23 protein-coding genes are annotated in these 23,052 nt (G+C 60.7%); 15 read left to right on the top strand and 8 right to left on the bottom strand.

Going from position 1 to position 23,052, the window contains the following annotated elements; genetic code table 11:
• Nucleotides 1-15: 15 nt before the first annotated feature.
• Genes L6D81_RS27625 through rfbA form a run of 3 tightly spaced genes read left to right on the top strand, consistent with a single transcriptional unit; the run spans nt 16 to nt 4,293 of the window.
• The gene (locus L6D81_RS27625) at nt 16-2,193 is read left to right on the top strand and encodes a prenyltransferase/squalene oxidase repeat-containing protein (RefSeq protein WP_236182756.1); all 2,178 of its coding nucleotides are present in this window, start codon (nt 16-18) and stop codon (nt 2,191-2,193) included.
• Nucleotides 2,194-2,247: 54 nt separating this feature from the next.
• The gene (gene rfbB, locus L6D81_RS27620) at nt 2,248-3,330 is read left to right on the top strand and encodes a dTDP-glucose 4,6-dehydratase (protein ID WP_236182755.1); all 1,083 of its coding nucleotides are present in this window, start codon (nt 2,248-2,250) and stop codon (nt 3,328-3,330) included.
• A gap of 42 nt (nt 3,331-3,372) precedes the next feature.
• Nucleotides 3,373-4,293, top strand: a complete 921-nt coding sequence (gene rfbA, locus L6D81_RS27615) for a glucose-1-phosphate thymidylyltransferase RfbA (RefSeq protein ID WP_236182754.1) — start codon at nt 3,373-3,375, stop codon at nt 4,291-4,293.
• A gap of 98 nt (nt 4,294-4,391) precedes the next feature.
• Here the strand turns inward: rfbA and L6D81_RS27610 are convergent, their stop codons facing one another.
• Nucleotides 4,392-5,537 (bottom strand): LLM class flavin-dependent oxidoreductase, encoded by a 1,146-nt coding sequence (locus L6D81_RS27610; RefSeq protein ID WP_236182753.1) that lies wholly within the window; start codon nt 5,535-5,537, stop codon nt 4,392-4,394.
• 125 nt (nt 5,538-5,662) lie between these two features.
• On the opposite strand from L6D81_RS27610, the gene L6D81_RS27605 reads away from it, so the two are divergent.
• The 7 genes from L6D81_RS27605 (at nt 5,663) to L6D81_RS27575 (ending at nt 14,856) form a co-directional block, all read left to right on the top strand.
• Complete coding sequence (locus L6D81_RS27605) at nt 5,663-6,568, top strand: NAD(P)-dependent oxidoreductase (protein ID WP_276574264.1); 906 nt, start codon at nt 5,663-5,665, stop codon at nt 6,566-6,568.
• 231 nt (nt 6,569-6,799) lie between these two features.
• The gene (locus L6D81_RS27600) at nt 6,800-7,957 is read left to right on the top strand and encodes an acyl-CoA dehydrogenase family protein (protein WP_236182751.1); all 1,158 of its coding nucleotides are present in this window, start codon (nt 6,800-6,802) and stop codon (nt 7,955-7,957) included.
• A gap of 135 nt (nt 7,958-8,092) precedes the next feature.
• Nucleotides 8,093-9,193 carry an efflux RND transporter periplasmic adaptor subunit gene (locus L6D81_RS27595; protein ID WP_236182750.1) on the top strand — a complete coding sequence of 367 codons (1,101 nt, stop codon included), beginning with the start codon at nt 8,093-8,095 and terminating at the stop codon, nt 9,191-9,193.
• Nucleotides 9,190-12,267, top strand: a complete 3,078-nt coding sequence (locus L6D81_RS27590) for a MexW/MexI family multidrug efflux RND transporter permease subunit (RefSeq protein ID WP_236182749.1) — start codon at nt 9,190-9,192, stop codon at nt 12,265-12,267. The genes L6D81_RS27595 and L6D81_RS27590 overlap by 4 nt, the downstream gene beginning before the upstream one ends.
• Before the next feature lie 9 nt (nt 12,268-12,276).
• Nucleotides 12,277-13,728 (top strand): efflux transporter outer membrane subunit, encoded by a 1,452-nt coding sequence (locus L6D81_RS27585; protein ID WP_236182748.1) that lies wholly within the window; start codon nt 12,277-12,279, stop codon nt 13,726-13,728.
• A 130-nt stretch (nt 13,729-13,858) separates the two neighbouring features.
• Nucleotides 13,859-14,224 carry an ArsR/SmtB family transcription factor gene (locus tag L6D81_RS27580; protein ID WP_236182747.1) on the top strand — a complete coding sequence of 122 codons (366 nt, stop codon included), beginning with the start codon at nt 13,859-13,861 and terminating at the stop codon, nt 14,222-14,224.
• Between the two features lie 74 nt (nt 14,225-14,298).
• Nucleotides 14,299-14,856: a chorismate--pyruvate lyase family protein gene (locus L6D81_RS27575; protein ID WP_236182746.1), complete on the top strand. Its 558-nt coding sequence runs from the start codon at nt 14,299-14,301 to the stop codon at nt 14,854-14,856.
• A 52-nt stretch (nt 14,857-14,908) separates the two neighbouring features.
• Here the strand turns inward: L6D81_RS27575 and L6D81_RS27570 are convergent, their stop codons facing one another.
• From L6D81_RS27570 to L6D81_RS27550, 5 genes are all read right to left on the bottom strand, one after another.
• Nucleotides 14,909-15,184 (bottom strand): LysR family transcriptional regulator, encoded by a 276-nt coding sequence (locus L6D81_RS27570; RefSeq protein ID WP_236182745.1) that lies wholly within the window; start codon nt 15,182-15,184, stop codon nt 14,909-14,911.
• A gap of 59 nt (nt 15,185-15,243) precedes the next feature.
• Nucleotides 15,244-15,753, bottom strand: coding sequence for a flavin reductase (locus L6D81_RS27565; RefSeq protein ID WP_221615006.1), 510 nt, complete (start codon nt 15,751-15,753; stop codon nt 15,244-15,246).
• A gap of 146 nt (nt 15,754-15,899) precedes the next feature.
• Entirely contained in the window at nt 15,900-16,277 is a 378-nt protein-coding gene (locus tag L6D81_RS27560) for a MerR family transcriptional regulator (RefSeq protein ID WP_236182744.1), read from the bottom strand.
• Nucleotides 16,278-16,328: 51 nt separating this feature from the next.
• A complete protein-coding gene (locus tag L6D81_RS27555) occupies nt 16,329-16,904 on the bottom strand; it encodes an NAD(P)H-dependent oxidoreductase (RefSeq protein WP_236182743.1) in 576 nt (191 codons plus the stop codon).
• Between the two features lie 45 nt (nt 16,905-16,949).
• Nucleotides 16,950-17,831, bottom strand: coding sequence for a LysR substrate-binding domain-containing protein (locus L6D81_RS27550; RefSeq protein WP_236182742.1), 882 nt, complete (start codon nt 17,829-17,831; stop codon nt 16,950-16,952).
• Between the two features lie 82 nt (nt 17,832-17,913).
• On the opposite strand from L6D81_RS27550, the gene L6D81_RS27545 reads away from it, so the two are divergent.
• Nucleotides 17,914-18,678, top strand: coding sequence for a sulfite exporter TauE/SafE family protein (locus L6D81_RS27545; RefSeq protein WP_236182741.1), 765 nt, complete (start codon nt 17,914-17,916; stop codon nt 18,676-18,678).
• On the opposite strand, the gene L6D81_RS27540 is transcribed toward L6D81_RS27545, so the two are convergent.
• Nucleotides 18,668-18,982: a putative quinol monooxygenase gene (locus tag L6D81_RS27540; RefSeq protein ID WP_236182740.1), complete on the bottom strand. Its 315-nt coding sequence runs from the start codon at nt 18,980-18,982 to the stop codon at nt 18,668-18,670. The genes L6D81_RS27545 and L6D81_RS27540 overlap by 11 nt on opposite strands.
• A gap of 202 nt (nt 18,983-19,184) precedes the next feature.
• Here L6D81_RS27540 and mdaB point away from each other — a divergent pair, with 202 nt between their 5' ends.
• From mdaB to L6D81_RS27520, 4 genes are all read left to right on the top strand, one after another.
• Nucleotides 19,185-19,775 (top strand): NADPH:quinone oxidoreductase MdaB, encoded by a 591-nt coding sequence (mdaB, locus tag L6D81_RS27535; RefSeq protein WP_236182739.1) that lies wholly within the window; start codon nt 19,185-19,187, stop codon nt 19,773-19,775.
• 60 nt (nt 19,776-19,835) lie between these two features.
• Nucleotides 19,836-20,747, top strand: coding sequence for a LysR family transcriptional regulator (locus L6D81_RS27530; protein WP_236182738.1), 912 nt, complete (start codon nt 19,836-19,838; stop codon nt 20,745-20,747).
• A gap of 103 nt (nt 20,748-20,850) precedes the next feature.
• A complete protein-coding gene (locus L6D81_RS27525) occupies nt 20,851-21,744 on the top strand; it encodes an NAD-dependent epimerase/dehydratase family protein (protein ID WP_236182737.1) in 894 nt (297 codons plus the stop codon).
• Nucleotides 21,745-21,886: 142 nt separating this feature from the next.
• Nucleotides 21,887-22,504 carry a Fic/DOC family protein gene (locus L6D81_RS27520; protein ID WP_236182736.1) on the top strand — a complete coding sequence of 206 codons (618 nt, stop codon included), beginning with the start codon at nt 21,887-21,889 and terminating at the stop codon, nt 22,502-22,504.
• Nucleotides 22,505-22,513: 9 nt separating this feature from the next.
• Here L6D81_RS27520 and L6D81_RS27515 read toward each other — a convergent pair whose 3' ends face one another.
• On the bottom strand, nt 22,514-22,675 hold the full coding sequence (locus L6D81_RS27515; RefSeq protein ID WP_236182735.1) for a hypothetical protein: 162 nt from the start codon (nt 22,673-22,675) through the stop codon (nt 22,514-22,516).
• Nucleotides 22,676-23,052 lie beyond the last annotated feature (377 nt).

The following is a 23,052-nucleotide window of genomic DNA, read 5'->3' as shown; positions in this document are numbered from 1 at the left end:
GAAGAGGGATTCACCATGTCACTGCATCCGCAGTTTCTATTTGATCAAGGCCTCAAGGACATCGATCACGGCGGTTTTTTCGCCGTGACCGATGCCAGTGGCGAGGTTGCGATTTCCAGCGACAAGCAGTTGCAGGATCAGGTCGCCGCGACGCTTTATCAGGCCGAGCACGGCGACGATGTCGAACTGCGTTTTGCCCATGACGGGCTGATGCGTTTGCATGATGCGTCGAATGGCGGTTTCCACGAACTGGCCGACCGCTACTGGACGCCACACGGTTCCGGACGCTGCCGGACACTGGCGCTGCAACTGGACGCGCTGGCGGCATTGATTGCCTATCAGCGCCGGGTGCCGCAGGACGCGGCGAACAATGCCGCGATCCACGGCCTGCTGGAAAAAGTCGAAGCACTCTATGCCCGTTCCACGGTCGCCGGCCTGTACAGCAGTGATTGGTCGACGCCGCTGGAACTGGCGACCTCGATCGATCTCGACATCAGCGCCACGGCCTTGCTGGCGCGTATCGACAATCAGCCGTTGGGGTTCGGGTTGGTCGGGCACTTGCAGATTCATGCAGAAAACCTGATCGGCCGGGTCGCCGGCAGCGACAGCCAATCCTGTGTCGATGTGGCGCTGACCCGTTGCGGCGTGCGTGCTCAGGTCAGCCTGGTGCTGGCGCAGTTGGCCGATGCACGGGACGACAATGCGTTGTCGAATCTCGCTCGTTCGTTCCTGTTGCAAACCCTGGCACTGTTCCGTGATCCGGCGTACGGCGGGTATTGGGACCGAGTGGGGATCAACGGCAAAGTGCGTTGCGACTGGCACACCTCGTACAAAAATCACGAGTCGCCATTCCCGATCAAGACGGCTTACGACGTGGCGTTGCTGTTGCAGGCGATTCAGGCCTTGCCGTCCGGCGCAAGCGAAGCGGACCGGGCTTCGGTGACGACAGCGTTGCTGGAGTTTCACGACGCCAGCAATGGCGGTCTGTTCATGGGCAAGGGCTATTTCTGGTCGACCCCGGATGACCCGACCGTGCCGTTCATTCGGCAGTTCTGGGCGCCACCGCGTCAACCGGGGATCTTCAGCATCGGTAACCTGACCTACCTGCCGCTGCACCTCAAAAGCCTTAAAACCCAGCTCGCCGCCGCCCACGCCTTGCAGTCCATCGAGCCGGCCACTGTCCTCACTCATCATGACGATGCAGCGTTGGTAAACCGTGAGCTGCAAGTGATCGATGGCAGTGGCGATGTGCAGCTCATTCACCCCAATGGCGTGCCGACCATCAACGTCGATCTGCAGCGGTATCTGGCGTGGCTGGCCAAGGCCCGGGCGTCGAATGAAACGCCTTACGGGCTGACCGCCGAAACCGCCCCGCTGGGGTTCCGTGCCGACAAGACCTGGCAGGTGTTTTCCGGGTTGCATGTGATTTCGGACTTACACGCTCTGGGCCTGCAAATCGAAAACAAGGCCAGCCTGATCGACTGCATCAGGGCTTCGCAAAACACCGACGGCGGATTTGCCGAACAGCCGGGGCACCTGAGCGATGTGTTCGCCACCTACTGCGCGGTGTTGTCGCTGCGAGTGCTGGGTGCGTTGCCGAACGATATCGGCGGTTGCGTGCGTTACCTGCAAGCGTGTCAGAACTCCGATGGCGGGTTCGGCGATGTACCGGGTTTCGGCTCCGATATTTGGCACACCAACCTGGCGGTGCTGTCGCTGCATGCGCTTGAAGCCAAGGCGCCGGACGAGCAGGGCGTGATGGCTTTTGCTCTGCGCTGCCGTTCGGCCGACGGTGGTTTCGCCAACAAACCAGGGTATCCGCCGGATGCGTTTTCGGTGTACCGCGTGGTGTCGACGCTGTTCATTCTCAACCGCCGCATCGTCGATGCCGAACAAACCGTCGCCTGGCTGCAAAAGCTGCAACTGGCCAACGGCTCGTTCCATTACCGGCCCGGCAAAGCAGTCAGCCTGGTGGGCACTTACATGGCCATCGCAGCGATGTATCTGCTCGATGCGCAACCGGTTTATCTGCAGGAATCGAAAGACTGGATCGCTGCCCATCAGAAGCAGGACGGTGGATTCGGCCCGCTCAACGCGACTTCGGCAACCACCGACGAAAGCTTCGTCTGCATCCAGACGCTGTTGATTCTCGAGCAAGGGCTGTCGCAATACTGGGTCGCGTTGTTGAACTGACCTGCACACAGCATCGAAGGACGTTCAATCATCATTTTGCCAGGGGAGGCGCTGATGAAAATTTTAGTGACAGGGGGCGCGGGCTTCATTGGCTCGGCCGTGGTGCGGTTTCTGATCGAAGAGACCGAATGTGAAGTGATCAACGTCGACAAACTGACCTACGCCGGCAACCTTGAATCGTTGGCCGATGTGTCCGATTCGCCACGTTACCGGTTCTGTCAGGTCGACATCTGCGACAAGCCAGCGCTGGACGAACTGTTCGCACGCCTGCAACCGGATGCGGTGATGCACCTGGCCGCCGAGTCCCACGTGGACCGCTCGATCAATGGCCCGCAAGCCTTCATCGAAACCAATATCGTCGGCACCTACACGATGCTCGAAGCGGCGCGTGGTTACTGGAACCGACTGGACGCGGCGCGTCAGGCGGCGTTCCGTTTCCATCATATTTCCACCGACGAAGTGTACGGCGACCTGGAGCTCGACGATCCGGCGTTCACCGAGCGCACGCCGTATGCGCCGAGTTCGCCGTACTCGGCGACCAAGGCCGGTTCCGACCATCTGGTTCGCGCCTGGCATCGTACCTTCGGCCTGCCGGTAGTCATGAGCAATTGCTCGAACAATTACGGGCCGTATCACTTCCCGGAAAAACTGATTCCCCACGTCATTCTCAATGCGCTGCAAGGCAAGCCGTTGCCGGTGTACGGCAATGGCGCGCAGATTCGCGACTGGCTGTTCGTCGAAGATCATGCCCGCGCGCTGTATGCGGTGGTCACCCGCGGTGAGGTCGGTCAGACCTACAACATCGGCGGCCACAACGAGAAGACCAATCTGGAAGTGGTGCACACCCTGTGCGACTTGCTCGAGGCGCGCGGTGCGGAAAAACCGCCAGGCGTTGCGCACTTCCGCGACCTGATCACCTTCGTCAAGGATCGTCCGGGCCACGACAAACGCTATGCCGTCGATGCCGGAAAAATCCACGCGACGCTGGGCTGGACGCCGCAGGAAACCTTCGAGAGCGGCATGCAGAAAACCGTCGACTGGTATCTGGATAACCGCGCCTGGTGGGTGCGGGTGATGTCCGGCGCCTACGCGCTGGAGCGTCTCGGCGAACAACGCGACGAGGCCCTCGTGGCCTGAACATTCAGTCATTGAACTCTCACTGCTTGAAAGGAAAAAAGCATGGCCAAGTACAAAGGAATTCTGCTGGCGGGCGGCGCCGGTTCGCGTCTGCACCCGATCACCCTGGGCGTCTCGAAACAGTCGCTGCCGGTGTATGACAAACCGATGATTTACTACCCGCTGTCGGTGCTGATGCTGGCGGAAATCCGCGAGATCCTGATCATCTCCACCCCGGAAGATCTGCCGGGCTTTCAGCGCATGCTCGGCGACGGCAGCCAGTTGGGCCTGAGTCTGAGCTACGCGGTGCAGCCAAGCCCGGACGGCCTCGCCCAGGCGTTCATCATCGGTCGCGAATTCGTCGGTGAAGACAACGTCTGCCTGGTGCTGGGCGACAACATTTTCTACGGCGCCGGCTTCGGTGAAACCCTGCTGCAAGCTGCTGCCCGCGACGAGGGCGCCACCGTATTCGGCTACTACGTGGCCGATCCCGAGCGCTTTGGCGTGGTGGAGTTCGATGCGGCCGGCAAGGCCCTGAGCATCTGCGAAAAACCGAGCGAGCCCAAGTCCAACTACGCCGTCACCGGCCTGTATTTCTACGACAACGAAGTGCTGCAGATTGCCGCCGATATCAAGCCGTCGCCGCGCGGCGAGCTGGAGATTACCGACGTCAACAACGTCTACCTGCAACGCGGCAAATTGAACGTGTCGGTGATGGGCCGTGGCATGGCCTGGCTCGACACCGGCACCCACGATGCGTTGATGGAGGCCGGCAATTTCGTGCAGGCCATCGAGAAACGCCAGGGCCTGAAAATCGCCTGCCTTGAAGAGATCGCCTACCACAAGGGCTGGATCGACGACGCGCAATTGCTGGTGCACGCGGGCAGCATGAGCAAGACCGGTTACGGTCAGTATCTGGCCCGTTTGATCCACGATGACGTGGTGGCGATGGATGCGCAGCGCCCGTTGAAAGGCGCTGCCTGAACAAGTGTGGGAGCGGGCTTGCTCGCGAAAGCGGACTGCCAGTCAACGAGATTGTTGAATGTGCCGTCCCCTTCGCGGGCAAGCCCGCTCCCACAGGGTCAGTGGCCGGTCACGCTGTCGTGTCGCGGACCCTTCACGTCGGAGCGCGGATCGGTAGGTTGCGTTTGCAACTCGTGCAAACGGGCCAGGCGATTGGCGTGAGTCGGCGCCTCGGCCGCCAGTGGCGAACGACGTTTGCGGGTTTCTTCACGCAGCACCGGCAGGACTTCCTTGCCGAACATGTCGAGTTGTTCCAGCACGGTTTTCAGCGGAATGCCGCCATGGTCGAACAGGAACAGCTGGCGCTGGTAGTCGCCGAAGTACTCGCGGAAGGTCAGGGTCTTGTCGATGATTTCCTGAGGGCTGCCGACGGCCAGCGGGGTCATTTCCATGAACTCTTCCAGGGACGGGCCATGGCCGTACACCGGGGCGTTGTCGAAGTAGGGACGGAATTCACGGCGCGCATCCTGCGAGTTGCGACGCATGAAAATATGCCCGCCTAGACCGACGATCGCCTGCTCCGGCGTGCCGTGACCGTAATGGGCAAACCGCGCGCGGTAGAACTCCACCAGCGCCATGAAATGCTCCCGGGGCCAGAGGATGTGGCTGGCGAAAAAACCGTCGCCGTAATACGCGGCCTGCTCGGCGATTTCCGGGGTGCGGATCGAGCCGTGCCAGACGAAGGGCGGCAGATCATCGAGGGGCCTGGGGATCGAGGTGAAGTTTTTCAGCGGTGTGCGAAAGCGTCCGCTCCAGTTGAGGTCTTCTTCGCGCCAGAGCCGGTGCAGCAGGCGATAGTTTTCCATCGCCAGTGGCAGACCGTCGGCGATGCTCTTGCCGAACCAGGGGTAGACCGGTGCGGTGTTGCCGCGGCCGAGCATCAGGTCCATGCGGCCGCCGCAGAGGTTTTGCAGCAGCGAATATTCTTCAGCCAGACGCACTGGATCGTTGGTGCTGATCAGGGTAGTGGACGTCGAGAGAATGATGCGTTGGGTCTTGGCTGCGATGTAGGCCAGCAGTGTGGTGGGAGAGGAGGTGATGAACGGGGGATTGTGGTGCTCGCCGGTGGCGAACACGTCCAGTCCGATGTCTTCGGCCTTCTGCGCAATTTGCAGGGTGGCCTGGATGCGCTCGGATTCGCTGGGGGTACGGGCGTTGGTAGGGTCTTGTGTGACGTCGCCAACGGTGTAGATCCCGAATTGCATAAAGCCTCCTTGCCTTGGGTAAAGGTGTGTTTGAAACCCTTGCCGTGAAGAATGAATCATCGCGGCACTTGAAATGTACGCCTGTACACGTACAATCGCAATTCTGCATCATCGTCTGAACGGCTTTGAACGCCTCATCGAGAGAGGAACGCGACATGGAACTGGGATTTATCGGTCTGGGCACGATGGGCGCACCGATGGTGCTGAACCTGCTGAAAGCCGGGCATCGGGTCCGCGTGTGGAATCGTTCGTCGGCACCGCTGCAAGCACTGGCCAAGGCCGGCGCCGAACCGGTCGAGACCCCCGCGCTGGCGGCGCAGGCCGAGGTGCTGATTTCGATGCTCGGCGATGACACGGCGATCCGCTCAGTGTTCTTCGACGCCAAGGCGCTGGATGGGCTGCAGGCCGGCAGCGTGCACGTCAACATGTCCACGGTGTCCGTGGCGCTGGCCAGGGAACTGGCGGTCGTACATGAAGCACGCGGCGTCGGTTACGTGTCGGCACCGGTGCTGGGGCGGGTCGATGTGGCGGCTGCCGGCAATCTGAACATTCTCGCCTCCGGGCCTGCCGAGGCTCTGGCCCGGGTACAGCCGCTGTTCGACGTGCTGGGGCGCAAGACCTGGACGCTGGGCGACACGGCCGAGGTGGCCTGCGCCGCCAAACTGTCGGCCAACCTGATGATCGCCTCGGCAATCGAATCCATGGCCGAAGCCTCGACCCTGGCCGGCGGGTACGGCATCCGTCGCGAGGCGTTCATCGAGATGATCACCTCGACCCTGTTTGCCGTGCCGGTCTATCAGGGCTACGGCAAGCTGATGGTCGATGAAACATTCGAGCCGGCCGGTTTCAAATTGTCGTTGGGCCTCAAGGATGTCCGCCTGGCGCTGGAAGCCGGTGAAGCGGCGCAGGTGCCGCTGCCGTTTGCCAGCGTGTTGAAGGACAACCTGCTGGACGGCATGGCCCATGGTCAGGCCGATCAGGACTGGGCCTCACTGTCGAAAGTCAGTGACCGGCGTGCCGGCGTGAAGTAATCAAAAAGTTTCAAGCCACGTAACTTGTGCGCAAGTTACGTTGGCCTCTTGCGCCTTGGGTTATTGTCGGACAGTGATTGCTCTTTTATTGGGAAATGAAAGAAGTCTGATAATAGTGCTTGTCAAATGTACGACTGTAGACGTACATTTTTATCGGGGTTTAACAACAATAAAAAGTTCTGTCTGTTTTTTCGTCTGCTGATCGTAAATAAATAATAGCTAGGAGCCGTTATGAAAAATCTAATGCAATGGAACAGCCTTCCCTCCGAATCCAATGAATGGCTCGAGAAGGTGCGTGCACTGAATCCGCTGATTATTCAGCACCGCGATTACAGCGAGCAGACCAACGCGACGCACAAGGATGTGATGTCCCGATTCTTCAAGGAAGGTTTTGGCCGGACCTCGGTGTCCAAGGCGTTCGGCGGGTCCCAGGTCGATATCCAGACCACTTCGGCCCTGCTGTTGGAATTCGCCCGCTTTGACGCCTCGCTGTCCTGGCAGCTGGCGGTGCAAGTGGCGATGGGGCGCCTGTCGGACTACCTGCCGGAAGCCACTTCCGAAGCGATCTACAACCACTGCGACGGTTTCGTGATCGGCGCCATCCACTCCGGTGGCGAAGCGCTGCCGATGGGCGACGAGTACCTGTTGAGCGGCAAATGGGCGTTCGCCAGCGGCTCGGCCCACGCCGACTGGCTGGTCTGCACCGCCACCGTCAAAGGCACCGAAAACAACACCACCCCTGAAGTGCGGATGTTTTTCGTCCCCGCCAGCCAGTGCACCATCCTGCCGACCTGGGACACCCTGGGCATGCGCGGCACCGGCAGCCATCACTTCCAGTGCTCCAACGTGATCGTCCACAAGTCTTTCTCGCTGGACGTCGAAACCCTCAAACAATCCCCCGAAGCGCGCAGCTCCCGGGCCTACGCCACCGGTTACTACGAGTTCGGCACCCTGGCGGCGATGTCCACCGTGCTGGGCGTGGCCCGGGCCGCGGTCGACCATTTCCGCAACGATCGCGCCGTGAACACCGATCCGGGCCTGGAAGGGGTGATCTTCGAGAAGACCGGTCGCGCCATCTCCTCGGTGCACACCGCACAACTGCTGCTGGAAGATGCAATCCATCAGGTGATCAACCGTGGTGAAACCATCGGCGAACCGGTCAGCGCCCGCGTCGGCCTGGCCGCCTCGGTGCTGACCGAGAACTCGGTCAATGCGGTCAACCAGATCTACGCGATGGCCGGTTCCAAAGCCGTCTACAAGTCGCACTTCCTGGAGCGTTGCTTCCGCGATATTCACACCGGGTCGAAGCACTTCACCCTGTCGCCTTTGAACTTGCACGGTATCGGCAAGTATTACCTGGATAAAACCAACGTACTGGCCGCGGCGTAACAGCGGATAAATAAAGCGGGCGCGTTTACAAGTGAAAGTTCACAGGGATCGATAACGCGCCCGTCTTAAGTTGCACCTTTATTTTCTTAAAACTCAAACTTTTGTGCTCGCAGCAAAGAGTCAAGGGAGTGCCACATGCTTGCTCGAAACATTATCAAGTCGCTGATCTTTATTGTTCTTGTGGTGGTGTTGTCCGCTGCACTGGGCTGGCGTTTCTGGTCGCCACCACCGGCGGCGGCCGAGCAACGGATCCCCAGCACCCGGGTTGGTCTGGCCGTGGTCAAAAAACAACCGTACACCTACTACCTGGAAGCCATCGGCAAACTCGAAGCCCAGCGTCAGGTGCTGGTGTCGGCTGAAGTCAGCGGCAAAGTGGTGGACATCGATTTCGAGTCCGGCGATGAAGTGAAGGCGGGGCAGGTGCTGCTCAAGCTCAACGACGCGCCGGAGCAAGGCGAACTGGTGCGCCTGAAAGGCGAGTACGAATCGGCCAAGGCGCAGTTTGCCCGGGTTCAGGAACTGGCCAAGACCGGTGCCGAAAGTCGTCGCGCCTTCGACAGTGCCCGCGCTCAATACGACGCGGCCAAGGGCGACATGGAGCGCATGCAGGCGCAGATCGCCCAACGTCATATTCGTGCGCCGTTCGCCGGCACCCTCGGCATTCGCCAGGCGCACCTGGGCCAATACCTGCAAGCCGGCAGCGCGGTGGCGACTCTGACCGATCCGGGCGTGCTGCGGGTCAACTTCACCCTCGCCGAACGCGACGGCTCGCAAGTGCAACTGGGCCAGACCGTGCAGGCCAAGGTCGATGCCTGGGGTGATGTGACCTTCACCGGCAAGATCGTCGCGGTCGATCCGCAGATCAACCAGTCCCACACCATCAATGTGCAAGCGGTCATCACCGACACGCAAAAACGCCTGCGTCCCGGCATGTACGCACGGGTCTCGGTGACCCTGCCGCAGACCGCCGAGCTGCTGATTCCGGAAACCGCGATCACCTACAACGCCTACGGCGAAAGCGTGTTCTCGGTCTACACCGACGAAGCCGGCGTGCAGAAGGTCAAGCGCGAAAGCATCAAGGTCGGCGAGCGCCGCAATGGCTGGGCGGTGGTCGACAAGGGCCTGACCGAAGGCGTGCAAGTGGTGACGTCCGGTCAGCTCAAACTCCACGACGGCGTGGCGGTGGAAGGTGTCCCGGACACGATTGCTCTTAAACTCAGTGGGCTGGAAAAATGAATTTCACCGACCTCTTTCTTCGCCGCCCGGTGCTGGCCGTGGTGGTCAGCACGCTGATCCTGCTGTTCGGGGTGCGTGCGCTGATGAACCTGCCGATCCGCCAGTACCCGATGCTGGAGACGTCGACCATCACGGTCACGACCCAATACCCCGGCGCCTCTTCGGAACTGATGCAAGGCTTCGTCACGCAGCCGATCAGCCAGGCCGTGGCCTCGGTCGAGGGCATCGATTATCTGTCGTCGGCCTCGACCCAGGGCCGCAGCCAGGTGACGATCCGCATGGCACTGAACAGTGACTCCATCGCGGCGCTGACTGAGGTCATGGCCAAGGTCAACCAGATCAAATACCGCTTGCCGAAGGACGCTTACGACCCGGTGGTGGAGCGCACGTCCGGCGGCTTCACCAGCGTGGCCTACGTTGCGTTCGCCAGTTCCAACCTGACCATTCCGGAGATGTCGGATTACATCTCCCGCGTCGTCGAACCGATGTTCGCCGGCATCGAAGGCGTGGCCAAGATCAACATCATGGGCGAGCAGAAACTGTCCATGCGTCTGTGGCTCGATCCGCAGCGTCTGGCCGGTTACGGCATGACCGGGCAGGACGTGTCGGCGGCCATCGAGGGCAACAACTTCCAGGCCGCACCCGGTCAGGTCAAAGGCCTGTACGTGGTCAGCAACTTGCGGGTCAACACCGACCTGAACAGCGTCGAAGATTTCCGCGACATGGTGCTGCGCAACGACAACGGCCACATCATCCGTGTGCGTGACGTCGGCACTGTGGAACTGAACGCCGCCTCCACCGACACCAGCGGCGCGATGAGCGACGTACCGGCGCTGTTCCTCGGCCTGGACGCCGCACCGACCGGCAACCCGCTGGTGATCGTCAAACGCGTGCGCGAATTGCTGCCGCAGATCCAGGAAACCCTGCCACCGGGCGTGACCGTGCAGATCCCGTTCGAAGTGGCGCACTTCATTCAATCGTCGATCGATGAGGTGAGCTACACCCTGCTCGAAGCGCTGGTGATTGTGGTGCTGGTGATTTACCTGTGCCTGGGCACATTCCGCACCGTGTTGATTCCGCTGGTGACGATTCCGCTGTCGATGCTCGGCGCGGCGATGCTGATGCAGATGTTCGGCTTCAGTCTCAACCTGCTGACCTTGCTCGCCATGGTGCTCGCCATCGGGCTGGTGGTGGACGACGCCATCGTCGTGGTGGAAAACGTCCACCGTCACATCGAAGAGGGCAAGAGCCCGTTCGAAGCGGCGCTGATCGGCGCCCGTGAAGTAGCCGGGCCGGTGGTGGCGATGACCTTCACCCTGGCGGCGGTGTACGCGCCGATCGGTTTGATGGGCGGCCTTACCGGCACGCTGTTCAAGGAGTTCGCCCTGACCCTGGCCGGCGCGGTGGTGATTTCCGGCATCGTCGCGCTGACCCTGTCGCCGATCATGAGTACCCGTCTGCTGGACGCGAAGACCAGCGAAGGTTTCATGGCGGTCAAGGCAGATCGATTCTTCCAGTACCTGTCCCGTCGTTATGGCGCGCTGCTGGGCGGTTCGCTGGCGCGGCGCTGGATCAGCCTGAGCGTGGCGCTGGTGATCTTCTTCAGCCTGCCGTTTCTCTATCGTTCGGCGCAGACCGAACTGGCGCCGCTGGAAGACCAGAACATCCTGCTGACTGCGATCAAGGCGCCGCAGCACGCCAACCTGAATTACCTCGAGGCCTACGCCCACGAGCTGTACAAGACCTTCAACGAAATCCCCGAGGGTTACAGCAACTGGGTGGCGAACGGTTCGGACGGGCTGTCCAACAGCGTCGGCGGGATCAACCTGGTGGACTGGGAAAAACGCGGCCGCGACGCCAACACCATCCAGCCTGACTTGCAGGCGCGGGTGAACCAGATCGAAGGCACGAGCATTTTCGTGTTCCAGATGCCACCGCTGCCGGGCTCCACCGGTGGTCTGCCGGTGCAGATGGTGATCCGCAGCGATCAGGAATACCTGGCGCTGTACAACGTGATGGATCAGCTCAAGCAAGCCGCGCAGGCCAGCGGTCTGTTCGCGGTGGTCGACAGTGATCTGGACTTCAACAATCCGGTGGTGGAAATCCAGATCGACCGGGCCAAGGCCAACGCGCTGGGCATCCGCATGCAGGACATCGGGGAAACGCTGAACAGCCTGATCGGCGAGAAGTACGTCAACCGGTTCTCGTTCCACGGCCGTTCCTATGACGTGATTCCGCAGTCGGTGTCGGCGGATCGCCTGACCCCGGAAACCCTGAAGCTGTATTACGTGAAGGATCAGAAGGGCAATCCGGTGCCGCTGTCGACGCTGGCCACCCTCAGCGTCAAGGTCGAGCCGAATCGCCTGACCCAGTTCAATCAACAGAACTCCGCCACGTTCCAGGCCATTCCGGCGCCGGGCGTGACCCTGGGTGATGCGGTGGCCTTCCTGCAAAAACAATCGGAAGGTTTCCCGGCCGGCTTCAGTTTCGACTGGCAGTCCGACGCCCGCCAATACGTGCAGGAAGGCAACAGCCTGGCGTTCACCTTCGGCCTGGCCCTGGTGATCATCTACCTGGTGCTGAGCGTGCAGTACGAGAGCTTCCGCGACCCGTTCATCATCCTGATCAGCGTGCCGTTGTCGATCTGCGGGGCTCTGGTGCCGCTGGCGCTGGGCATGACTTCGATGAACATCTACACCCAGATCGGTCTGATCACGCTGATCGGTCTGATCAGTAAGCACGGGATTCTGATGGTCGCGTTCGCCAACGAGTTGCAGCGCCAGCAAGGCATGGGCCGCGTGCAAGCGATCCAGCACGCCGCGCAGGTGCGTCTGCGGCCGATCCTGATGACCACCGCTGCCATGGTGGTCGGCCTCGCGCCGCTGTTGTTCGCCAGTGGCGCAGGCGCCAACAGCCGCTTCGGCCTGGGCCTGGTGATTGTGGTGGGGATGCTGATCGGCACCTTGTTCACCCTGTTCATTCTGCCGTCGGTGTACACGCTGCTCAGTTCGATCAAGCAACCGAGCCACGCACCCGAAGCCGAACCGGCCGGTGTGCCGCAACCCATCCTGTGAGGACGTGACATGCATTCGATTACACGTTTGATGCTGGCGCCGCTGGCGGCGTCCATCCTGTTGGCGGCCGGTTGTGTGAACTACGCCGGGATCGATCATCAGGGCAAGTTGCTGGCGGTCGGCGATGCGCCGTCCGACAGCCTGAAAGACAAATTTCCGCCGGCCCAATGGCCGCGTGCGGACTGGTGGACATCGCTGGGCGATCCACGTCTGGGCGCGTTGATCGAAGAGGCGTATGCCAGCAACCCGGACTTGCAGGAAGTCGCTGCCCGGGTCGCGAAGGCCAATGCATTTCTCGACCTGCGCGACGCCGAGCGTTATCCGGAAATGGAGGCGTCGGCGGGTGTCACGCGCGGTCGTTTGTCGCGCTTCGAGGACTACAGCGGCGAGGGCCACAAGTACTTCACCGCACGCAATCTGGCGGTGAATTTCAGCTACACCTTCGACCTCTGGGGCGGCCAGCGTGCCGCCTGGGAATCGGCGCTCAACAGCGCAAGAGCCGCGGAAGTCGATCTGCAATCGTCGCGGCTGATTCTCGCGGTCAACGTGGTCAAGGCCTACAACCAGTTGGCGTATGCCTGGCAGGTGTCGGAGCTCAATCAGCGGGATCTTGAACGCCTGAGCAAACTGGTGGAGCTGACGGATTCACGTTACGGCTCGGGCCTCGACAACCTGTCGCAACTCAAGCAGGTGCAGAGCCTCAAGGCGCGTTCGGAGTCGACCCTGATCGGCGCCAACGAAGACATTGAAATGGCTCGTCTCCAGTTGTCGGCACTGATCGGCAAAGGTGTTGATCGTGCGCGCACCCTTGAGCGGCCATCGAATCTACAGGCCAGCGTGGTGGCCTTGCCAGCGCAGTTGCCGGCCCAGTTGTTGGGCCGTCGTCCGGACATCGTCGCCGCACGCTGGCGCGTGGAGGCCGAGACTAAAAACGTCGAGGCGGTGAAGACCACGTTCTACCCGAACATCAATCTGGTGGCGGCGGCGGGTTCCCATGCGTTGACCGGCGATGCGCTGTTCGCCGGGGTCAGCAAGTTCTGGAACGTGGCGCCGACGGTGTCGCTGCCGATCTTCGATGCCGGGCGCTTGCGTTCGGATCTGAAGGCCGGCAATGCCGAACTCGACAGCGCCATCGCGCAGTACAACCGGGTGTTGAATTCGGCGCTGCACGAGGTGGCGATTTCGGTGACGCAGCTGCGTTCGTTCGAGCAGCAGATCGTCGTGCAGCGCGATGCCTGTGCGATTGCCCAATCGTCTTACGATCTGTCGCAGTCGCGCTATAAGGCCGGGGAGGACACGTTCCTCGATGCACTTAACATCGAGCAACAATTGATTCAGGACGAAATGCGGCTGGCCTTCCTCAACAGCAAGCACATCGACAGTTCGGTTTCGTTGATGGCAGCGCTGGGCGGCGGGTTCCAGGCGCCTGCCCTGGTGACCGCGCAGAGCAGCGATTTGTAGTTGTTTTGCGGGACGCCGCCTCCGGGGCGGCTGTCGCGGGGAAAAAACATCTTGTGTATAGTCTTACTGTTCTCGTATAGACGAATACAAGCCGGATTTTTCCCGCCTACATCATCAAGGGTACCTACCTATGAACGTCCAGAATCATCCCAATCAGGATCAGATCCTTCTGGAAAATGTGCTGTCCGCATTGGGAAGCCCGTTGCGCCTGACCGTGTTGAAAGTATTGGCCGATGGCCAGGAACATCCGTGCGGCCGGATCCTCAAGGGTGCATCGAAGTCGACCATGACCCACCACTGGCGGGTTCTGCGTGACAGCGGTCTGATCTGGCAGCGCCCTCACGGTCGGGAAAACTTGCTGTCCCTGCGTCGTGAAGACATGGACGCGCGTTTTCCGGGCCTGCTCGACTCGCTGCTGTCGGCGGTCAAGACCGATGAACAGACCATCAGCGTCATCAGCAAACACGAAGTGACCGAAGAAGTCGGAGCCGAGTGACAGACACCGCCGGTGAAGGGTTGACCTTCCACGGCAACCAACAATTCACCATCACCAGGAAGGTGTTAGCGGGTATGGATACACGTTATTACTGGTCATCGCGACCGCTGTCGGAATTGACCGGCTCCGAGCATCACTGGCTGTTTTTGCCCGGGGCCTTGACCCCGCGCCTGAAAGCCATGGGCGATTATTCAATCGAAGTCGTCGAGCAGTCCCATGGCCCGCTCAATCCTGAAGAAGCGCAAGCGCTGAACGTGCCGCCGGCCACCCTCGGCTGGGTGCGTGAGGTGGTGATGAAGCTCGATGGCGAAGCCTGCGTCACCGCGCGCAGTCTGACCAGCGTGCCGGCACTGAATGGCGAATGGGCGGATCTGAACGGCTATGGTCGTCGACCGCTGGCCGAGATTCTCTACACGTCGGAGCAGACCCTGCGCGAGCCTTTCCAGTGCGCCTTGCTGTCCCCCGGCGCACCGTTGGCGGCGCTGTCCTATCGCTTCGCGCCACAGGCCAAACGGTTGCTGGCCCGGCGTTCGCGTTTTACCCGCAATGGCTCGGCGCTGCTGGTCAGCGAGTGCTTTCTGCCGGCGTTCTGGGCTCGGATTGAATACGCTCAGGCGCTCAAGTCGGCCTGACAAAATGAAACCTGCGGGAGCGAACCCCCGCAGGTTTTTTTTCGCCGGTTTTTCAGAGCCGGATCACCGCTTCGATCTGCTTGATGGCTGGCGTCAGCGCCTGCGCCAGTTGCTCGGCTTTCGAGGTCGGACGCATGGTTCTCGACGAGCGCAGAAACAACGGATCATCGAACCGCTTGCGCAGGCGTGCCAGCGATCCGCTGATGGCGGCTTGTTTGACGTGCAGGCGTTCGGCCGTGCGGGACACGCTGCGTTCGCGAAACAGCACCAGGAAAATGATGATCAGGTTCAGGTCGATATCCGCGAAGTTGTCTTCATTGAATAGCATGGTTACATCCCTGTCATGACCCGCCGGCCGGCATCAGCCGAGGCCGGCGGGTGTCTGGATCACTGCTCGGGTGCCAGGCGCAGTTGGTCGTTCAGACGGTAGTAACTGCGGTTGAAATAGACCAGGCCTTCCGTGGCCTCGCTGTGTTGCTGCAGTTCGAGGATTTCACAGTAGAAGATGCTGTGAGTGCCGACCTCGTCGACCTTGCTGACCCGGCAATCGAGGCTGACCAGCGCCTCTTCGATCACCGGCGAACCGGTCTTGAGCGTCTGGCAATTCACGCTGGAAAAACGCTCCTGCATGCTCAGCTGCCGATTGGCGAACGCCCCGGAGGTCGACTGGTGGTCGCCGGTCAGGACGTTCACGCACAGCACGCCATTGGTCTTGAAATGCTCGTGATTGGACGACGAGCGATTGACGCACACCAGCAGCGTCGGCGGTGAATCCGTCACGCTGCACACCGCCGACGCGGTAAAGCCGAAACGCCCCGCAGGGCCATCGGTCGTGACGATGGTGACGGCACTCCCCAGCATCGCCATTGCATTACGAAACTCCGTTGAATCAACCATCGCGTCACCTCATTCCATGTAGGTTTAATGGAGCCGATCCGTTCTTCCTTGTCCGTTGTCGTTGTGCGAAAACGGGTATCGGGCAACACGTTCGCTCTGGCGATATAGTACGTATGTATCCGTACCTTGCAAGCTATTCCTTGTGCTTATTTTGCGATCGATACCCTCGACAGGCATTGCTGTTGCGCGTGTTCCAGACTGGCCTCCAGCGCGCTCAGTTCCTCTTGCTGTCGGGTGAGTTTCATCAGCTGCGCCACGATCTCCTGTTGCTTGCCGGCAATCGCGCGGCGGGCCTTTTCATAGGGCGTCAGTTCCGGTTGGCCGGCAAAGATCGCCTGCAATTCCCTGAGGCGAAAACCCAGCCCCTGTGCGCATTTGATAAAGCTCAGCAGTTCGACCGTCTGCGGGTCGTAAACCCGGTATTTACCCTGGCGCGGGGCCTGGGGCAGCAGGCCGATCGATTCGTAATGGCGGATGGTCTTGATCGTGGTTCCCGAACGCTGTGCGGCCTGGCCGATGTACATGTGCAAATCCCTTTTCTCCGTCAGCGGGCATGCGCACCAATAGCGGAAAACTCAATGGCGGGCAATCGATCCGGCCTGTTTCAGCCAGGTTTCACGCTGATGGTCGCTGGCGCCGAGCACCGGCCCGAAGGTCAGTGTCCGGCGCGGTTCGATCCCGCAGAACGCCAACGTGTTCCTTCGCACTTCGTGCAGGCCGGGCATGCGATAGATCCAGCGGTAATACCAGGGCGGCGTGTCCATGGTGACCAGCAAGTGGGCGCTGCGACCGTGCAAGAGTTTGTCGGGAAACGCTTTGCCCTCGCGGTATTTGAACGCGAAACCGGGGAGCAGGATCCGGTCGAAAAAACCTTTGAGCAGCGCCGGAATTCCACCCCACCAGATCGGGTACACCAGCGTCAGGTGTTCGGCCCACAGCAGGTCGGCCTGGGCCTGGAGCAGATCCGGTTCAAGGGTCTGAACCTGACGGTAACCTTCGCGCAGGATCGGGTCGAAATCCAGTTGGCCGAGGGCGATTTCCCGCACCTCGTGCCCGGCCGCGCGGGCCGATTGAGCGTAACGTCCGGCCAGTGCCGCGCAAAAACTTTCGCTGGATGGATGGCCGAGAATCAACAAAATCCGCTTGCCCATCATGACTGCCCCTGAGGAAGAAACCCCAAGGGTAAAGTCTGCCCCTCAGGGCAGAGTCAAGGCGTCGAGCACGGCGCGGGCATAAGCGGGGAGGGCGGCGAAGTCCCGGGCGCACAGCAACAGTTTGCGCATCGCCCAGCCTTCATTCATCGGCAGGGTCTTGAAGGCTTGCGGCGCGGCGCGCTGAACCGCCGCCAGCGGCACGATACCCAGACCGGCACCTCGGGCCACCATGCGCATCACCCCGTCGAAACCATCGGCGCGGATGCGGATCTGCATCCGCGAGCCGCTGTGCAGGGCCTGTTCTTCCAGGTACACCGCCAGCGCGCTGTCGACGTGCAGCCCGACAAAGTCATGGCGCAGTGCGTCGCTGAAACTGACTTCGGTCGCGTCAGACAGCGGATGATCCAAAGGCAGAATCAGCACCAGCGGATCATCGCGAAAGGCTCGGGTCTGCAAGTCGGTGGTGTCGATCGCGTCGGACACAATGCCCAGATCCGCCGCGCCCTGACGCAAGGCATGCGTGATGCGGGCGCTGGGCAGTTCCTGCAGATCGATGTCGAGGTTTGGGTGCTCGCGCAGGAAATCCGCCAGCACCTCCGGCAGGTATTCGCTGAGCGCCGTGGTGTTGCACAGCAAGCGCACCTGGCCTTTGACGCCGCGCGCGTATTCGGCCAGATCCTGTTGCAGACGTTCGGCCTGTTGCAGCAACACCCGCGCATGTTGCGCCAGGGCTTTGCCGGCCGGCGTCGGTGTGACACCACGGCGCCCGCGCTCAAGAAACTCGGTGCCCAGCGACGCTTCCATCGCCCGGATCCGCGCACTGGCCGCCGCCAGCGACAGATGACTGCGCGCAGCGCCGGCGGTGATGTTGCCGCTGTCGATAATGTGCAGGTACAGGCGCAGGTCGGTGAGGTCGAAGTGCATCGGTCGTGACTCTTGCTGAGAGAGAGGCTGCCTCAGTGTATGACAGATTTTCAGTTCATCCGCGCAGGCGCACAGTATCGCCATGAGCGCACTCGCAGATTTCTATCAACACCTCGGACTGGCCCTGTCATTGCTGGTGATCGCGACGTTTGTCGTCGCTGGCGTGATCAAGGGCGTGATCGGTCTCGGCCTGCCCACTGTCGCCATGGGTCTGCTCGGTCTGGCTATGGCACCGTCGCAGGCTGCGGCGTTGCTGATCATTCCGGCGACCCTCACCAACGTCTGGCAACTGGCGTTCGGCGGGCATTTGCAGGGGCTGGTGAAACGCTTGTGGCCGATGCTGTTGGCGATCTTTCTCGGCACGGCTGTTGGCACCTTATGGATCGGCATGGCGGGCGGGCATTGGGTAGTGCGCGGGCTCGGCGCGGCGTTGTTGCTCTATGCGCTGAGTGGATTGTTCCTGCCGGCGCTGCGTGTCAGTCGCCGCCATGAACCGTGGCTTGGTCCGCTGTGTGGCGTGATCACCGGCGTCATCACTTCGGCCACGGGTGTGTTCGTGATTCCCGCTGTCCCGTACATGCAGGCCCTGGGCTTGAGCCGCGATGAACTGGTGCAGGCGCTGGGCCTGTCCTTCACCGTGTCGACCCTGGCATTGGCCGGCGGATTGCTCTGGCGCGGGTCGCTCGGCGGCGCAGAATTGAGCGCCTCGCTGCTGGCCCTGATTCCCGCTGTCCTCGGCATGCTGCTCGGCCAATGGCTGCGCCAGCGCATCAGCGCCGTGCTGTTCAAGCGAGTGTTCTTCATCGGTCTGGGCGCGCTCGGCGCCCATCTGCTGATCAGCGGTTAGCGGACGACGCGCTGAGCATTTCAATCGGGCGGATATCGAAATCCCGCTCCAGGTATTCCATGCGCTGGGCCAGAAACTGCTGCATGTGCGGCAGGTTCGAGTGCACGTCCAGATGTGCCTGGCTTTCCCAGATCTCGTAGAAGATGAACAGGGTCGGGTCTTCCTGGTCGCGCAGCATGTGGTACTCGATGCAGCCGGGTTCGGCGCGGCTCGGTTCGACATAAGCGCGGAAAAACGCTTCGAAGGCCTCGGCTTTTTCCGGTCGGGTCTTGGCGTGCAGGATGAAACCCTGGCGTTCGCTCATCGCAAAAAACTCCATTCAGATTCAGATGGCGGCCAATCCTACGGCAACAATCGGCGTTCGATTCGTGCGTTTTACTCAAATGAATTTTGCGTAACCGGTGCTTATTCCGCGCGAGGCGGATCGTTAATCTGCCGCCATTCCATTTTTCCCTTCTCCATCCAGCGCTCTGCGCTGCGCATCGGAATCCGATCGAGGCTCACCCATGATAAAAGTGCTGTTGCTCAATGGCGGTAAAAAATTCGCCCACTCCGACGGTCGCTACAACACCACCCTGCACGAAGCGGCGCTGAGCGTGCTGGATCGTGGCGGCGTCGACGTCAAGACCACCTTCATCGACGAGGGGTACGACGTCGCCGAAGAAGTCGCCAAATTCCTCTGGGCCGACGTGATCATTTATCAGATGCCGGGCTGGTGGATGGGCGCGCCGTGGACCGTGAAAAAGTACATCGACGAAGTCTTCACCGAAGGCCACGGCAGCCTCTACGCCAGTGATGGCCGTACCCGTTCGGATGCTTCGCAGAAGTACGGCAGCGGCGGTCTGATCCACGGCAAGCAATACATGCTGTCGCTGACCTGGAACGCGCCGCAGCAGGCGTTCGATGACCCGACCGACTTCTTCGAAGCCAAAGGCGTGGACGCCGTGTACTTCCCGTTCCACAAGGCCAACCAGTTCCTCGGCATGACCGGCCTGCCAACCTTCCTCTGCGTGGACGTGATGAAGCGCCCGAACATCGAAGCGGATGTGGCGCGCTACGAGCAGCATCTGAGCGAGGTGTTTGGCCTCAAGGCCTGACGCTCGGCTACTATCGAAGGCCTGAGCTTGCGCAGCAGGCCTTTCGATTCGAGGACACCCGTGAAAGCCAGATCCGATGAGTTGCAGATTTTCGTCTGCGTGATCGAATGCGGTTCGATCTCCGCCGCTGCCGAGCAGGTCGGACAGACGCCGTCGGCGGTCAGCCGCACGCTGTCGCGGCTGGAAGCCAAGCTCGACACCACGCTGATCAACCGCACCACACGGCGCATGGACCTGACCGAAGAAGGCAAGTATTTCTTCGAACAGGCCAAGTTGATCCTCGACCAGATGGATCAACTCGAAGAGCGCCTTTCTTCACGCCAGCAGACGCCCTCGGGACGGCTGCGCATCAACGCCGCGTCGCCGTTCATGCTCCACGCCGTCGTGCCGTACATCGACGAATTCCGCCGGCTGTACCCGGACATCCAGCTCGAACTCAACAGCAACGACCTGATCATTGACCTGCTGGAACAAAGCACCGACGTCGCCATCCGCATCGGCACCCTCGCCGATTCGACGTTGCATGCCCGTTCGCTCGGTTGCAGTCCGCTGTTGATCGTGGCCAGTCCCGCCTATCTGGAGAAACACGGCACGCCGCTGGAAGTGGCCGATCTGAGCGAACACACCTTGCTCGGCTTCACCCAGAACGAAGGCCTCAACCAGTGGCCGTTGCGTTACGTGCACGGCGACCGCTGGCCGATCACCCCGGCGATCAGCGCCTCCAGCGGCGAGACGGTTCGCCATCTCGCACTGGAAGGCCAGGGCATCGCCTGCCTCTCGCATTTCATGACCATCGACGACATGCGTGCCGGGCGCCTCAAGGTGTTGCTGGCGGAGTTCAACAGCGGTTATCGCCAGCCGATCAACGCGGTGTACTACCGCAACTCGCAGCTGGCGCTGCGCATTCAGTGCTTCCTGGATTTCATCCAGAGCAAACTGGCGGCTTACGCCAGCGCTGATTTCAAGGGCTGATTCGTGATCCCTGCGCAACAGTGATTTGGTTGTGGGCGGGTTTTTCCACCGGGTTCGCCGGTCGATACTCGCTCCATCACTTATCCACGCAGGGAGTTTCTCCATGAACGTATTCGTCACCGGCGCTGCCGGTTTTATCGGCGGCTCTATCGCCACCGGTCTGGTCCAGGCCGGTCACACCGTCACTGGTCTTGTACGCAGCGCCGAACAGGCCGATGAACTGAAAGCGCTGGGCATCACCCCGGTGATCGGCACCCTCGACGACAACGCATTGCTGGCCGAACAGGCCCGCGCCGCCGACGCCGTGATCAACGCCGCCAGCAGCGACCATCGCGGCGCGGTCGAAGCCTTGCTCGATGCCCTGCGCGGCTCAAACAAAGTGTTCCTGCACACCAGCGGGTCGAGCATCGTCGGCGACGCCTCGGGCGGCAAATCCAGCGACGTCATCTACTTCGAAGACAACCTGCCGGAGCCCACCGTCGACAAGGCCGCACGGGTGGCCATCGACAACCTGATCCTCGCCGCCGCGCAGGACGGCGTGAACTCGGCCGTCATCTGCAACACCCTGATCTACGGCCACAGCCTGGGCGTCAATCGCGACAGCGTGCAGTTGCCGCGTCTGCTGAAGCAGGCTCGCAAAAGCGGCGTGGTGCGTCACGTCGGCACCGGCCAGAACATCTGGTCCAACGTGCACATCGACGACGTGGTGGCGTTGTACTTGCTGGCCCTGAGCAAAAACGTCCCGGGCACCTTCTACTTCGTCGAAAGCGGCGAAGCTTCGTTCATCGACATGACCACCGCCATGGCCCAGGCCCTGAATCTGGGCCAGCCACAAGACTGGCCGTTGAAAGACGCCGAAGCCGAGTGGGGCTACGAAATGGCCAACTACGGCCTCGGCTCCAACAGCCGCGTCCGCGGCAAACACGCCCGCGAACTGCTCGGCTGGGCGCCGAAGCGCACGTCGGTGGTTGAATGGATTCGTAACGAAATGGTGTGAGGGTTGATTAAACCCGAGAGGGCTTTGCGACTAACCTGTGAACGGCTGCCTTTGGGCAGCCGTTTGTGTTTTTGGATTTGTCCTGGCATCGGGGCAAATCCCCGGCGCTTTTCAATGTTCAGTGGCATCAGGAGGGGCAAGGATGGTTGATCGTTATGATGCCGAGGGCTCGCAAAGTTCTTATGAACCAGGCTCCGACGAACAGGTACTGAGCAATAAATTAGGGATAACCGATCCTGAAGACATGGATGACGCAGAGCTCATCCTGTTGGAAAAGTTGTACCAGTTCGTGCTCATCGAGCATTTGCCAAATCGGCCATTAACCATTCAGGACCTGAAAGAGTGGCACCGACACTGGTTGGGCAATCTCTATTCATGGGCCGGCGACGTGCGAGCGGTGAATATGGGCAAGGACGGCTTTTTCTTTGCCGCAGCACCGCAGATTCCCCGACTGCTTGATGGTTTCGAGAGGGACTGTCTTGGCAAGTACACACCTTGCAAGCCTGATCTGGATGAAAACCTGATCCACGCCATCGCTGTCACGCACGTGGAGTTCATCCTGATTCATCCATTTCGCGAGGGTAATGGGCGTCTGTCGCGATTGTTGGCGGATGTCATGGCGGTGCAGGCGGGGTATGTACCGCTCGACTACAGCATTTGGGAGCGAAACAAAGAGGCTTATTTTGCGGCAATCAACCAAGGGCTGAATTGCAATTACGAACCCATGGAGTATTGGGTTCGGCAGGCATTGTGGACTTGAGTGACGATCTCATTTGGCCAGAGAGAGATGCAGAAACTTGCTGTCCTTGAGCTTCAGCTTGCGTTCAATCGATTCAACGCTCTGACCCGTTTCGATGGCTGTCGAGCTGGCAATCGCACGTATCAACGCTTCGGCAGTGAGCTTTTTGGGGCGGCGGCGCGGAGCAGTCATGGCAGGAACTCTATAGAAAGCGTCTGCCGAGTATAGCGCCTGGACTGATGTTGAAAACCTTGTGGTCTGGGCGAAACCTTCAGCCGGGTCATGAAAATCCCACCCCGCGATTTTCATTATTCGCGACAAGACATACCCAAAAACGACAACCCTTATCCCTCCACGAAAATTACTTTCACTGCGTTTGAAAACTCGATCTCGAAATGATTTATGAGTTTCACAACCCATTCGAACGTGACCCTTTCGAGGAGTACCGCATGACACCGTCCTTCGGCTATTGGCTGCTGGTGTACGCCGCCGTTGCCATCATCGCCCTGATCGTTCTGATCGCCCGTTACCGGCTCAATCCGTTCATTGTCATCACCCTGATTTCCATT

This window comes from Pseudomonas sputi (genome assembly GCF_021603585.1).
GTDB lineage: Bacteria > Pseudomonadota > Gammaproteobacteria > Pseudomonadales > Pseudomonadaceae > Aquipseudomonas > Aquipseudomonas sputi.
Note: the sequence above shows the minus strand (reverse complement) of the source record. Positions and strands in the feature narration are given on the sequence as shown.